Source organism: Acetobacter fabarum (assembly GCF_022483405.1).
Classification (GTDB): Bacteria; Pseudomonadota; Alphaproteobacteria; order Acetobacterales; family Acetobacteraceae; genus Acetobacter; species Acetobacter fabarum.
In genome coordinates, this window is record NZ_JAKVNI010000001.1 from 1,642,724 (window position 1) to 1,655,276 (window position 12,553).

The 12,553-nt window shown below is 60.2% G+C and carries 9 protein-coding genes; 6 read left to right on the forward strand and 3 right to left on the reverse strand.

The annotated features are described in order from the left end of the window. The first annotated feature begins 82 nt into the window (after nt 1-82). From ribD to LKE65_RS07725, 6 genes are all read left to right on the forward strand, one after another. A complete protein-coding gene (gene ribD, locus LKE65_RS07700) occupies nt 83-1,135 on the forward strand; it encodes a bifunctional diaminohydroxyphosphoribosylaminopyrimidine deaminase/5-amino-6-(5-phosphoribosylamino)uracil reductase RibD (RefSeq protein ID WP_408744051.1) in 1,053 nt (350 codons plus the stop codon). Beyond that, nucleotides 1,117-1,719: a riboflavin synthase gene (locus LKE65_RS07705; RefSeq protein ID WP_165925373.1), complete on the forward strand. Its 603-nt coding sequence runs from the start codon at nt 1,117-1,119 to the stop codon at nt 1,717-1,719. Before ribD ends, LKE65_RS07705 begins: the two co-directional genes overlap by 19 nt. Continuing rightward, entirely contained in the window at nt 1,704-3,044 is a 1,341-nt protein-coding gene (gene ribB / locus LKE65_RS07710) for a 3,4-dihydroxy-2-butanone-4-phosphate synthase (RefSeq protein WP_242005730.1), read from the forward strand. The genes LKE65_RS07705 and ribB overlap by 16 nt, the downstream gene beginning before the upstream one ends. Nucleotides 3,045-3,090: 46 nt before the next feature. Further along, the gene (ribH, locus tag LKE65_RS07715; RefSeq protein ID WP_086645552.1) at nt 3,091-3,579 is read left to right on the forward strand and encodes a 6,7-dimethyl-8-ribityllumazine synthase; all 489 of its coding nucleotides are present in this window, start codon (nt 3,091-3,093) and stop codon (nt 3,577-3,579) included. Nucleotides 3,580-3,633: 54 nt separating this feature from the next. Beyond that, nucleotides 3,634-4,644 (forward strand): flippase-like domain-containing protein, encoded by a 1,011-nt coding sequence (locus LKE65_RS07720; RefSeq protein WP_165925374.1) that lies wholly within the window; start codon nt 3,634-3,636, stop codon nt 4,642-4,644. 109 nt (nt 4,645-4,753) lie between these two features. Next, nucleotides 4,754-7,348: an MMPL family transporter gene (locus LKE65_RS07725; RefSeq protein WP_278740900.1), complete on the forward strand. Its 2,595-nt coding sequence runs from the start codon at nt 4,754-4,756 to the stop codon at nt 7,346-7,348. Between the two features lie 142 nt (nt 7,349-7,490). Here LKE65_RS07725 and LKE65_RS07730 read toward each other — a convergent pair whose 3' ends face one another. The 3 genes from LKE65_RS07730 to LKE65_RS07740 all read right to left on the reverse strand — a co-directional run bounded on the left by LKE65_RS07730 (nt 7,491) and on the right by LKE65_RS07740 (nt 12,513). Then, nucleotides 7,491-8,750, reverse strand: a complete 1,260-nt coding sequence (locus LKE65_RS07730) for an NAD(P)/FAD-dependent oxidoreductase (protein WP_086645549.1) — start codon at nt 8,748-8,750, stop codon at nt 7,491-7,493. Between the two features lie 107 nt (nt 8,751-8,857). Beyond that, nucleotides 8,858-9,094, reverse strand: a complete 237-nt coding sequence (locus tag LKE65_RS07735; RefSeq protein ID WP_025826566.1) for a DUF3297 family protein — start codon at nt 9,092-9,094, stop codon at nt 8,858-8,860. A gap of 83 nt (nt 9,095-9,177) precedes the next feature. Further along, entirely contained in the window at nt 9,178-12,513 is a 3,336-nt protein-coding gene (locus tag LKE65_RS07740; RefSeq protein ID WP_278740901.1) for an efflux RND transporter permease subunit, read from the reverse strand. Nucleotides 12,514-12,553: the final 40 nt, after the last annotated feature.

Genomic DNA, 12,553 nt, shown 5'->3' on the forward strand with positions numbered 1-12,553 from the left:
TTGCGTGCATAAAGCGTGTAACCCTTTTTGACGCCCTGGGTCCGTCTGTCATGAGCAGGTATGGACTAAAAGAGACACCAGGGTGAACAGTATTTCTCAACCTTTCCCCCACACTATGCCAGAGCATGTTGGTGCGGCCTTTGATATGGCTGTGTCCGAAGCATGGCGTTTTGCCGGGCAGACCGCGCCAAACCCCGCTGTGGGGTGTGTGCTGCTGGATGCGCGGGGGGAAGTGCTGGTTATTGCCGCCCACCACAAGGCAGGCGCATTGCATGCCGAGCGTCTGGCTGTGGAGCAGGCGCACGCGCTGGGTGTGGTGGAGCGGATTCATACCGCTGTGGTTACGCTGGAGCCGTGCAATCACACCGGCCGCACCCCGCCATGCACGGAGGCGCTTTTATCCACGCCCGTACAGACGGTGTGGATTGGCTGCGCGGACCCCAACCCCCATGTGCCCGGTGGCGGTGCTGCATATTTGCAGGCCAAAGGGCTGGATGTGCGGTGGCTGGCCCATGCCGCCAACGGTGGTGCCTGTCTGGCGCGCTGCAAGGCTCTGCTGGCCCCGTTTGCATGGCGCATGGTGCATGGGCGGCCGTGGATTACGGTCAAACAGGCGGTTAATGCACAGGGCAACATGGTGCCGCCGGTTGGCAGCACAACGTTTACAACCCGGCAATCGCTCGAGTTTGCCCACGCGCTGCGGCGCGTAACCGATGGTATTGTAACAGGCACAGGCACAATACAGGCCGACCTGCCCGCCTTTACCGTGCGGCATGTGCCAGACCACGCCAACAGGCGGCGGGTGCTGGTGGTGTGTGGTGCGCCCAACAAGGTGCCCGCACACTGGCAGGAGCAGGCACAGGCACGCTTTGATGTTCTGTTCTGCCCCGACTGCGCCGATCTGCCCGCAGTGCTGGCCAGCACGCCCGCCTTGTGGGTCATGGTCGAGGCTGGTCCCACCCTGCTGCGTGCGATCAGCGCGCAGGGGGTGTGGGATGACTGGCTGCATATCCGGCAGGATGCGCAGGGCTGCGACCACTTTTCTGTTTCAACCCGACACGACATCTCCCCCCTTTCCCTTTTTCCGCAATGGGCGCGATGCACGCAGGAGCAGGCATGTTTTCCGGTATTATAGAATCTCTCGGTCAGGTCCTTGCAGTCGAGCAGGGTGCGCGCTCCCTTATGCTGGAAGTGCAGACCGGCCTGACCGACGTGGCCGAGGGCGAGAGCATTGCCGTCAATGGTGTCTGTCTGACAGCCGTGGCTCCGGCGCAGAATATGCCCGTACGCTTTTTTGTCAGCAGTGAAACACTGGACCGCACCATGCTGGGCTCCCTTGCGGCCGGGTCGCGGGTTAATCTGGAGCGTGCGGTAACGCCGTCCACCCGCCTGTCCGGCCATATTGTGCAGGGGCATGTGGATGGGCTGGGCAGGTTTGTCGGGGCGACACCTTCGGGCGATGCCCGGCGCGTGGAGTTTGATATTCCCGCCGAGCTGCGCCGCTACATGGTGGAAAAAGGCTCGGTCGCGCTGGATGGTATTAGCCTGACCCTGAACGAAGTGGGGCCGGTGCAGGACGGTAAGTTCCGCATCGCCCTCATGATCATTCCGCACACATGGGACCACACCACACTGGGTACGCTCAGGGTGGGGGATGCCGTGAATGTGGAAGTGGATATCATTGCAAAATATGTGGAGGCACAATGTCAGGCAAAATGACACAGGGGCAGACCGCACCGCTCCAGCCTTCCGAGCGTCTGCTGCGTGCGCTGGATGCCGTGCGGGCGGGCCGCATGGTTGTGATGGTGGATGATGAGGACCGCGAAAACGAGGGCGACCTTGTTATGGCGGCACAATTCATGACCCCGCAAGCCATGAACTTCATGATCACCCATGCCCGTGGGCTGGTCTGCCTGCCCCTGACCGCCGAGCGCGTAGAGCAGCTTGAACTGCCCATGATGGTGCGGCAGAGCGACAACACCGCGCAGTATGGCACGGCGTTTACCGTGTCGATCGAGGCGCGTGAGGGGGTCAGCACCGGTATTTCCGCCGCCGATCGTGCCCAGACCGTGCTGGTTGCCACGGCAGATGAGGCTACGCCGGCAGATATTGCCTCTCCGGGGCATATCTTCCCCCTGCGGGCCGAACCCGGTGGCGTGCTGGCGCGTATTGGCCATACCGAAGGCTCGATTGACCTGCTGCGCCTTGCCGGGCTCAAGCCCGCCGCCGTGATCTGCGAAATTCTGAACGAGGACGGCACAATGGCCCGCCGCCCTCAGCTGGATGTGTTTGCCCGGCAGCATGACATGCCCATTATTTCCATTGCCGAACTGGTGGCATGGATTGGCGCGCATGGTCTGGCACCGCTGGAGCCACAGCCCGCACAGGCCGCAGCCCCCGCGGCGGAAGACGTTGTGCCCGATCTGGCCAAGGCCGCCCTGCCTAGCGTGTATGGTGGGAATGAGCTGGTTATTCACGCCTTCCGGGACGAAAAAGGCGTGGAGCATGTCGCGCTGGTCAAGGGGGATGTCCGCCCCAACGGCCCGGTGCCGGTGGTGCGCCTGCATTCCGAATGTGTGACCGGCGATGCGCTCGGCTCCCTGCGGTGCGATTGCGGGTCCCAGCTTCAGGCAGCGTTGCAGGCCATCGGGCAGGCCGAGTGCGGCGTGCTGGTTTACGTGCGTGGGCATGAAGGGCGCGGTATTGGCCTTGTAAACAAGATACGCGCCTACGAATTGCAAGATGCCGGGCTGGATACGGTTGAAGCCAACCACAGGCTGGGCTTTGCAACCGATGCGCGCGACTGGCGTGCAGCGGCAGGCATACTGCGCAGCCTTGGTGTGGGCCAGCTCGACCTGCTGACCAACAACCCCGAGAAGGTCCGGGCACTGGAAAGCCGGGGCTTTGTGGTGCGTAAAAGACTGGGGCTGGAAATTCCGGCCAACATGTTCAACCGTGCCTACCTGCATGCCAAACGCAAACGCATGGGCCACCACCTGAGCTGCGATGCACCGTCCCCCGTTGTGCACAAGGTTCCTGCCTGAGCTGTCTGTATTCAAGACGCAGTGATTCAAAAGGATAATACGACTTATGGGTACACGTTCCCCCGTTACTCTGCCTGACCTCAAGGCTCTTTCCCCCGCACCCCGTCTGGCACTGGTTGTCAGCCGGTTTAATGAGACGGTGACAGGTGGCCTGCGGGATGGCGCCATTGCATGGCTGGGCGAACACGGCATTGCCGTGGCTGAAGGCGATGTGTTTGCAGCCCCCGGCGCGTTTGAAATGCCGCTGCTGGCGCAGGCACTGGCCAAGACCGGGCGGTATGAAGGGGTGATCTGCCTTGGCTGCGTGGTCAAGGGCGATACCGCGCATTTTGAATTTATCAGCCTTGGGGCCACTCTGGGCATTGTGCAGGCCAGCCTTGCAACCGAGGTGCCGGTGGCATTTGGTATTCTCACAACCTACACAGAAGAGCAGGCAACTGTGCGTTCTGCGGATGATGTGCATAATAAAGGGCGTGAAGCCGCCGCCGCCTGTGTGGAATCTCTTGCCCTCCTGCGTCAGATCAGGGAGGGATAAAAGGAGCGGCATGCCGGAGTAAGCGCCAGCTCTGGCATGAAATGGGGAGACTGCATGAAGCGCATCACTCTTGTGGCCGGCATTCTGGGGCTTGGCCTGACATTATGGATGCTCTCGCGCTTTGGCGCGCAGGCCATTTTTGCGCTTGTCATGACTGGCGGCTGGGGAATCCTTGCCGCCATTGTCTTTCATGCCGTTCAGGTGTCTCTCTCCGCGCAGGCATGGCGCATTATTGCGCGCCGTGACCTGCCGCCCCATCTGCCCCTGCGTGATTTTTTCATGCTCCGCTGTGTGCGTGAGGGGGTAAACAACCTGCTCCCCGTGGCGCAGGTTGGTGGGGAGGTAGTGGCCAGCCGCCTGTTATCCCGGCGGGGGCTGGGTTTGCGCCGCGCGGCAGCGGCGACAATCTGTGACCTTACGATTGAACTGCTCAGTCAGGTTCTGTTTACGGTAGCGGGGCTGCTTTTGCTGCTTGTTCTGGTCCAGCGCTCGGCTGTGACCGACAGGCTGCTTGAAAGTGCCCTTGTTCTTGCCGTTATTGGCATAGCCGTATTTGCCAGCCAGTGGCTTGGTGCCGTTGCTCTGGTGGAAAAGCTGCTGGAGCGGATTGCCGCCCACCTGGGTTGGGGCGGGGTTGAGGGTATTCGCGGGATTCATCAGGAAGTGCTGGGCCTGTACAAGACCCGCAACAATGCAGTGACCAGCCTGATCCTCCAGTTTGCCGCATGGGCGCTGGGGGCGGTGGAGGTCTGCCTGATCCTGCATTTTATGGGCCATGACTGCTCTTTGGCGACCGGCTTTGTTATTGAAGGTGTGGGGGAAGCCGCCAAATCCGCAGGGTTTGCCGTGCCCGGAGCACTGGGTGTGTCGGAAGGGGGCTATATGGTGGTCGGCGGGCTGTTTGGTATTGCCCCACCCGTTGCCATTGCGCTCTCGCTGATCAAGCGCCTGCGCGAAATTGCCTGGGGCGTGCCTGCACTGGTGCTGTGGCAATGGCTGGAGCACACATGGTCGGACCACCGGAATGGCCCGGAAAAATCCCATTTTCCGCATTCCGGGCGGTAAAAGAAGAGTGGCTTGCGCAGATAGTCACTTGCATCGTGCGAAGCGGTTAGGCAAACCAAGGCGGTTTTGTGCCTGACGCCATGACTTTTCTAGGATCCTGTCGTTTATCATGCTCTTTGCACCCATAGGTCGTTTTATCACCCTTTGTGCGCGCCATGCGTGGCTGGTCGTGGCACTCTTTTGCGTGCTGTCAGGCGCTGGCGTTTATGCGGGCATGACCCAGCTTGGCGTGACCACGGATACGAGCAAAATGCTCTCCCCCCGTTTGCAGTGGAAGCAGCGCTCGGATGAAATGGCCCGCCTGTTCCCGCAAAAAGAGAATCTTCTGGTCGCGGTGGTGGAAGCCGATTTGCCAGAAGAAGGGCAGGAAACCGCACGCAAACTGGCCGAAGCGCTGGCAGCGGATCACAAACACTTTGCCTTTGCCAACCGGCCGGATGCCAACCCGTACCTTGAGCGCAACGGGCTTATGTTCCTGGAGCCCAAACCGCTTGCGGGCATCCTGAACGACACGATTGCAGCGCAGCCCTTCCTGTCCGCCCTTGCGCAGGACCCTTCTGCCCGTGGGCTTTTTGGTGCGCTCTCCCTGATTGCAGAAGGGGTCAAGACCGGACAGGCCAATCTGGCCGGTTTTCAGACACCGCTGACCGGCTTTGCCAATACGCTGGAAAAAGCGGTGGATGGTCAGGCATCCCCCCTCTCGTGGCAGCGTCTGCTCGGGGGGCAGTTATCTGACCTTGCCGGGCGCTACCAGTTTGTCATGACCCAGCCCATTCTGGACTATGGCTCCTTCCAGCCCGGGGGTGAGGCCACGGACGCCATGCGTGCCGTGATCAAGGACCTTGAGTTCGTACGCAGCCACCACGCCAAGGTCCACCTGACCGGGCAGGTCCAGCTGGATGATGAAGAGTTCGCAACTGTGGCCGAGGGCATGGTGGCCGGGCTTGTGGGGTCTTTGCTGCTGGTAACGCTGTGGCTTACGCTTGCCGTGCGCTCCTGGCGTGTGGTGCTGCCTATTGTGGTTACGCTGGTTGTGGGGCTGCTGCTGACCACGGGCTTTGCCGCCGTGGCGGTTGGCACGCTTAACCTGATCTCGGTCGCATTCGCCATTCTGTTTGTGGGGATTGCGGTAGATTTTGCCATCCAGTTTTCTGTCCGTTTCCGTGCACAGATCCCCACCGCTACCGGCAAGGAAGGCATGTACGAAGCCCTGCGCATGACAGGGGAGGAAACGGGGCATCAGATTCTGGTTGCTTCCCTTGCGACCTCCGCAGGCTTTCTGGCGTTTACGCCCACCGCTTTTCTGGGTGTGGCCCAGTTGGGGCTTATTGCGGGTATTGGCATGCTGGTAGCTTTTGTCTGCACCACCACCTTGCTGCCTGCGCTGCTTTGCATCTGCCACCCGCCGCTTAACTGCCCCAGCATGGGGTATGTGTGGATGAAGCCGGTGGACACCAAAATCCGCCAGCATCGCAAATGGCTGCTCGCCTTTTTTGGTGTGGTGGCAGTTATCGGGTTGGCGCTGGTGCCGGCCCTGCAGTTTGATGGCGACCCGCTGCACACCAAAAACCCCAATTCCGAAGGGATGCGCGCCCTCAGCCTGCTGATTGATAACCCGCAGACATCCCCCTACAGCGCGGAACTGCTGGTGAAGTCTCTGGATGATGCCGCAAAACAGGCCGATCGTCTGGATGAACTGCCCGATGTGCATGATGTCATGTGGCTCGGCTCATATGTGCCTACGCAACAGCCTGAAAAACTTGCCCTTATTCAGGATGCCGCATCCCTGCTGCTGCCAACGCTGATTGTGCCAAACCCCAAACCTGCGCCAGATGCAGCCGCCCTGCGTGCAGCAGCGGCCAGCACCGCCAACGCTCTGGCCGAAGTGCAGGACAAGCTGCCTGCCAATGACCCGCTGCGCAGGATTCAGGCTGCTCTGGCCCGTCTGGCTACAGCCCCCGATGCTACAGTGGAGGCCGCCAATACTGCTCTGGTACGGTTTTTGCCACCGGAGCTGGACCAGTTGCGGACCATGCTGCAGGCCGGGCCTGTTACCATGCATGACGTGCCCCCAAGCATTGCGAACGACTATCTGCTCCCCGATGGTCGCGCTCTTGTGGAAGTACACCCCAAAGGGGTGATGAGCAGCTCAGGCGCATTGCGCAAGTTTGTCGGGTCCTTGCAGAAGGTTGAGCCCGATATGGCCGGTACGGCGGTGGATATTGTGGAAAGCGCGCGCTCCATTGTGCGGGCGTTCGAACAGGCCGCCGGGGCCGCCGTGGTCATGATCGCCATTATCCTCATGATCGCTCTGCGCCGGATCAAGGATATGGCGCTTGTGCTGGCCCCGCTGCTGCTGTCTGCGCTGATGACGGTTATTCTGGTCGTGTTGCTTCCAGAAACACTCAACTTCGCCAACATTATTGCATTGCCGCTGCTGCTGGGTGTGGGCGTATCCTTCAACATCTATTTTGTCATGAACTGGCGCGATGGAGTTAAATTCCCGCTGGCATCCCCCACCGCACGAGCCGTGCTGTTTTCTGCCCTGACCACGGGCACGGCCTTTGGCTCGCTTGCCCTTTCGCACCACCCGGGCACGGCCAGCATGGGGCGCTTGCTGCTGCTCTCTCTGGCCTGCACGCTTCTGGGGACTTTGGTGTTTGTGCCAGCTCTGCTCCCCAAACGTTCTATTGATGAGGAGTGAGCCGGAGGCATTTCGGCCACATATGACAGTTGCCCCTAGGGCATAAAAAAACCTCCCCGTAACTGGGGAGGTTTTTTTATGGGCTTATTCACACTCTCTGCCCCACGGGTTGGAACCCGGTGGGGCAGGGGGAGATAAGTATTCAGTCCTTGGACCATTCCGGGTGGTGCGGCATTTCAATGTCGCGGCCCTTGAGCATCATGTCCCAGTAAACATGGGGGAACACGGTGGTTTTGAGGAACCATGCAAACCGGCTGGGCTTGCGCTGGTCGTAGGGGAAGCTCGGAGCAGGTTTGCCACCGTACAGGAACTCGGCCAGCACGATCTTGCCGTAAGCCACGGTCAGCGGGCATGCGCCGTACCCGTCATATTGCCCGCTCAGTGGGCGACCATCCAGAGAGGCCAGAACATTGCGGACGACCACAGGGGTCTGTGCACGTGCGGCTGCCATGGTTTTGGCGTTGGAGGTGTTCATGACGTCCCCAATACCAAAGATGGTGGGGTATTTGGCGTGCTGGAGTGTTGTGGCGTTCACATCCAGCCAGCCGGCAGCATCGGCCAGCGGGCTTTTTTTAACGAAGTCAGGCGCGCTCTGGGGCGGGGTGACGTGGAGCATGTCAAACTCACGCACCACTTTTGTCACCTTGCCATCGGGGCCGGTAACCGCAAAGGTTGCCTTGCGCTCGGGGCCGTTTACGGCAATCAGATTATGTTTGTACTGCAGGTTGATGCCGTAATAATCCACCGCCTGCTGTAGCGCGGGGCGGAAATAGGCCACACCAAACAGCGCATCGCCCGCAAGGCAGAAGTCCACGTTGGTGCGGTTCAGTGTACCCTGCTTGCGCCAGTGATCTGCGGCCAGATAAGCAATTTTCTGCGGAGCACCAGCGCATTTGATCGGCATGGGGGGCTGGGTGAACAGGGCTGTGCCCCCGGCAAGGGACTGGATGCAGGTCCAGGTATATTCCACCGTGTCTTTGGAATAGTTGGAGCATACGCCATTGCGGCCCAGTGTTTCGCTCAGGCCTTCAATCTTGTCCCAGTCAAGTTGCAGGCCGGGGCAGACAACCAGGCGGCCATAGGCAACGGTGCGGCCGTCGGCCAGGGTCAGGGTGTTGCTCTCGGGCTCAAAGGTGCTTACGGCAGCACGCAGCCATGTGCAGCCTTTGGGAATAAGCCCGCCTTCCTGCTCCAGCGTGTCGCGCAGCTTCATGACCCCGGCACCAACCAGTGTCCAGCCGGGCTGGTAGGCGTGGGTTGTCGCGGGGTCAATAATGGCCACGTCCAGCGTGGGGCGCTCACGCAGCAGTTTGGCTGCAACGGCAATGCCAGCGGACCCGCCGCCAACAATAACAATGGTGTGCCGGAGATCGGCTTCCGTGCTGGGTGCTGTCTGGGTCATGGCATGGTGTTCCTTCTGGTCTGCCTTGAACTATGCGTGACACTATTCCAAACACTGACAATTAAATAAAGTATTTAATTGTCAGTGTGCCATGTGCTGGCGGAAGGTCAGTCCTTAAGCCAGACCTCAACCGGGCCATTCAGCTTCATGGTCAGGGCGTTGCCACGGCGGTCCACGGTTTTGCCAACGGCAACGCGTACCCAGCCTTCGCTCACGCAGTATTCTTCAACATTGGTTTTTTCCACGCCTTTGAACCGCACGCCAACGCCGCGCTCAAGCAGGGCTTCGTTATAGAACTCGCTGTTGGGGTTGACGGAAAGACGGTCAGGCATTGCATCGGACATAATGGACACTTCCTTGGTAAAACGGTTGTTCAAACGGTGTTTTAAAAGCTTTTGAGCAGAAAGGCCATGCAATGCCCGCCGTGTTATGGCGCAGTATTGGGGCGGGTGCCTGCCCAGCCAGCCAGTTTGCGCTGGAGCCATGTTGCGGCTTTGCGGGCAAAAGCTGCCAGCCGGTGCATGAGCAGATACACAACAGGGGTGGAATACAGGGTAAGCAACTGGCTGGTTGCCAGCCCGCCCAGAATGGCAACGCCAAGGGGCAGGCGCAGTTCCGCCCCATAGCCGCGCCCTATAATCATGGGTATGGCGGCAAAGGCTGCGGCCATGGTGGTCATGAGAATGGGGCGGAAGCGGGTCAGGCAGGCTGTTTTTATGGCCTCATGCGGGGGCAGGTTCTGGGTCCGCTCGGCATGCAGGGCAAAGTCGATCATTAAGATGGCATTTTTTTTCACAATGCCTACGAGCATGATCACCGCAATCATGCTGATGAGAGAGAATGGTTGCCCGCATAGCCAGAGCGTAAGCACAGCCCCAAAGGCGGCCGAAGGCAGGGTGGAAAGAATGGTCAGGGGCTGAATGTAGCTTTCGTACAGAATACCCAGTGTGATGTACATGGTGGCAATGGCGGCAACAAACACCAGAGCTTCGTTGACCAGGTCCTTGTGCAGATCGCCCGCTTCGCCTGAAAAATCACCTTTCAGGCTTTCGGGGGCATGCAGGTTGCGCATGGTCTGGCGGATTTCGGCCTCTGCCTCGCTCAGCGAATGGCCGGCTGCAAGGTCGAAGGAGAGCGCACCAGAGACAAAACCGTTTTCGTGGCTGACCTGTAGCGGTGTGGGGGCGCTGGCTATGCGTGCAACCGTGGGCAGGGGCACCATGGTTTCGGATGTTGCGGAAACGGCCGAACCGTTGGAAGCCCCGGCCCCACCCCCTGCCAGCCTGTTGGCAATGGCATTGCGGAAGGACTGTTCGGAAAGGCTGTCGCTGCGGGCGGCAGGGGCATCGGCAGGTTTGCGTACCCGAATGGTGTTGGAGGCCACAGCACCCGATGCCGTGCCACCAGCGGTGGATACCCACAGGGTTTTCAGCATTTCCGGGTTGTCACGGAACTGCTTCTGCACCTCCATGATCACGTAATAAGTGGTGAGCGGGGTGGAAATGCTGGATGCCGTGCGTTGGCCATACGCATCGTACAGGGCATTGCCAATAAGCTGGGGGGTAATCTGGTAGCGGGCGGCATTGTCGCGGTTGATCAGCACATGCAGTGCCATGCCATGCCCCACCGTATGACTGCTAACCCCGCTTAAAACTGCACTGTTGCGCAGGGCTTCGGTTACGCGGGGCACCCACTGGTCAATATCGGCCTCGTTTTCGCTGCGGAAGACAAAGCTGTATGCGCCTTCATGCACGCGCTGGCCGCCGCCGTTAATATCACCCGCATTGGAAATGCTGGCCGTAAGCCCCGGTATGGTACGCACGGCCTGCTGTATGGCGTCGGCAATGGCTTCTGGCGTTTGCGTACGCTGGTTTTTGGGCTTGAGCTGGGCGTAGACCTCTGCTTCGTTCGCGGCGTCTTCGCCCGTAAAGCCAATGACGCCCTCCACGCCCGGAGCTGCCTGCATGGCATCAAGCACCGTGCGGGTTTTGGCCGACATGGCGGAAAAGGAGGAAGTCTGGTCCACGCTCAGATACCCCTGCAAAAGAGCAATATCCTCCGCAGGCAGAACGGTTTTGGGGATGATGAAGATCAGCCCGATGGTTGCCACAAAGCTGAGCGGGAGCGAGAGCAACGTCAGCCACGGGTGGCGCAGGGCAACGTCCAGCGTGGAGCGGTAGAGCCGCATCATCCATGCCATGGCGTGGTCCGTGGCGTCGGCCAGCAGATGGGCGGCCCGCACAAACGGGTTGGCAGAACGCTGCGCTGGAGCCTGTGGGCCGGGGGCCACGTCCAGAAACCGCGCGCACATCATGGGGGTGAGCGAGACCGCCAGAAAAAACGAGACCGAGACAGCAATGGTCAGGGTCATGGCGAATTCAAAAAATATCTTGCCCGCAATGCCCCCCATCAGCAGCAGGGGCAGAAACACCGCGATAAGGGAAATGGTGATGGACAGAATGGTAAAACCGATTTCCTGCGCACCTTGTAAGGTGGCCTGCATGCGGTCCATGCCCTCTTCCATGTGGCGGGCAATGTTTTCCACCACCACAATGGCATCATCCACCACAAAGCCGGTGGCAATGGTCAGCGCCATGAGTGAGAGCGTATCGAGTGAGAAGCCCAGCAGGTGCATGAAGGCCAGAGACCCCGCGAGCGAGACCGGAACCGTAACGGCGGGAATAAAGGTGGAGCGCCAGCTCCGCAAAAATGCCAGCACGACCAGAACTACCAGCAGGACGGAACCAAGCAGGGTTTCCTGCGTGTCCTCCAGAGCGCCACGGATGGATACGGAGCGGTCCGAGACCAGCGTAAACGCAACATCCGCAGGCAGGGCATTGCGCAGCAGGACCGCGCGTGCGCGAATGGCGTCGGTGACTTCAATAACATTTGTGCCCGGCTGTGCGCGGATAATGGCCAGCACGGCAGGCTGCTTGTTGTACCAGCCTGCCGTGCGTTCATTCTGCGGGCCGGAGCGCACTGTTGCCACGCTGCTCAGCCGCACAGGCCGGTTATTGCGGTAACCGATTACCAGATCACGGTACTGCTCGGGGCTGTGGGCCTGATCATTGGTCTGGAGTGTTAGCCGCTGGCCCCCGGTTTCTATGAACCCTTTGGGTGTATTGGCGTTGGCTGATGCAAGGGCCGAGCGGACATCCTCAAACCCGATCCCGTACTGGTAGAGGAGCTGGGGGTTAACTTCCACACGGATGGCGGGCTTGTCCGAGCCCACAACATCGACCCAGCCACCCCCCTTAACCCCGGCCAGCATGGGTTTGAGGTGTGTCTCCCCCAGATCCCGCAGGGCCGTGGCGTTGCGTGTGGCCGATGTAAGGGCCGCAACCATGATCGGGCTATCCGATGGATTGGCTTTGTAATACTGGGGCTGGTCAAGCAGCGTGTGGGGCATGTCCGCCCTTGCCGCGCGCAGGGCGGCCTCCACGTCCCGCGCGGCACCATTGATGTCACGGTTATTGTCAAAGAACAGCAGGATAAATGCGCTGGAATCCGTTGTGTCCGAGCGCATGCTGCTTACGCCCGCAATCTGGCCGAGCCTGCGCTCCAGCGGGGTGGTTACCGCACTGGCCAGCTGCTGGGGGGAACTGCCGGGCTGGGAGGCAATAACGTATATGACCGGAACGGAAATATTGGGCAGGTCCGCTACCGGCATGGCGCGGTAGGCAAAAAGACCCGCCACCATAAACGCAACCGCCATAAGGGTTGTGCCAACGGGGCGCATGATGAACAGCCGACTAAAAGACACCGGCAGGGCTCCTCTGGCTTTGCGGGGTAGTTAAGGTGTG

What these genes read in the sequence shown, in the direction of transcription:
- LKE65_RS07705 (WP_165925373.1), top strand. Translation starts at nt 1,117, where the DNA reads ATGTTTTCCGGTATTATAGAATCTCTCGGTCAGGTCCTTGCAGTCGAG.
- ribB (WP_242005730.1), top strand. Translation starts at nt 1,704, where the DNA reads ATGTCAGGCAAAATGACACAGGGGCAGACCGCACCGCTCCAGCCTTCC.
- ribH (WP_086645552.1), top strand. Translation starts at nt 3,091, where the DNA reads ATGGGTACACGTTCCCCCGTTACTCTGCCTGACCTCAAGGCTCTTTCC.
- LKE65_RS07720 (WP_165925374.1), top strand. Translation starts at nt 3,634, where the DNA reads ATGAAGCGCATCACTCTTGTGGCCGGCATTCTGGGGCTTGGCCTGACA.
- LKE65_RS07725 (WP_278740900.1), top strand. Translation starts at nt 4,754, where the DNA reads ATGCTCTTTGCACCCATAGGTCGTTTTATCACCCTTTGTGCGCGCCAT.
- LKE65_RS07730 (WP_086645549.1), bottom strand. Translation starts at nt 8,750, where the DNA reads ATGACCCAGACAGCACCCAGCACGGAAGCCGATCTCCGGCACACCATT.
- LKE65_RS07735 (WP_025826566.1), bottom strand. Translation starts at nt 9,094, where the DNA reads ATGTCCGATGCAATGCCTGACCGTCTTTCCGTCAACCCCAACAGCGAG.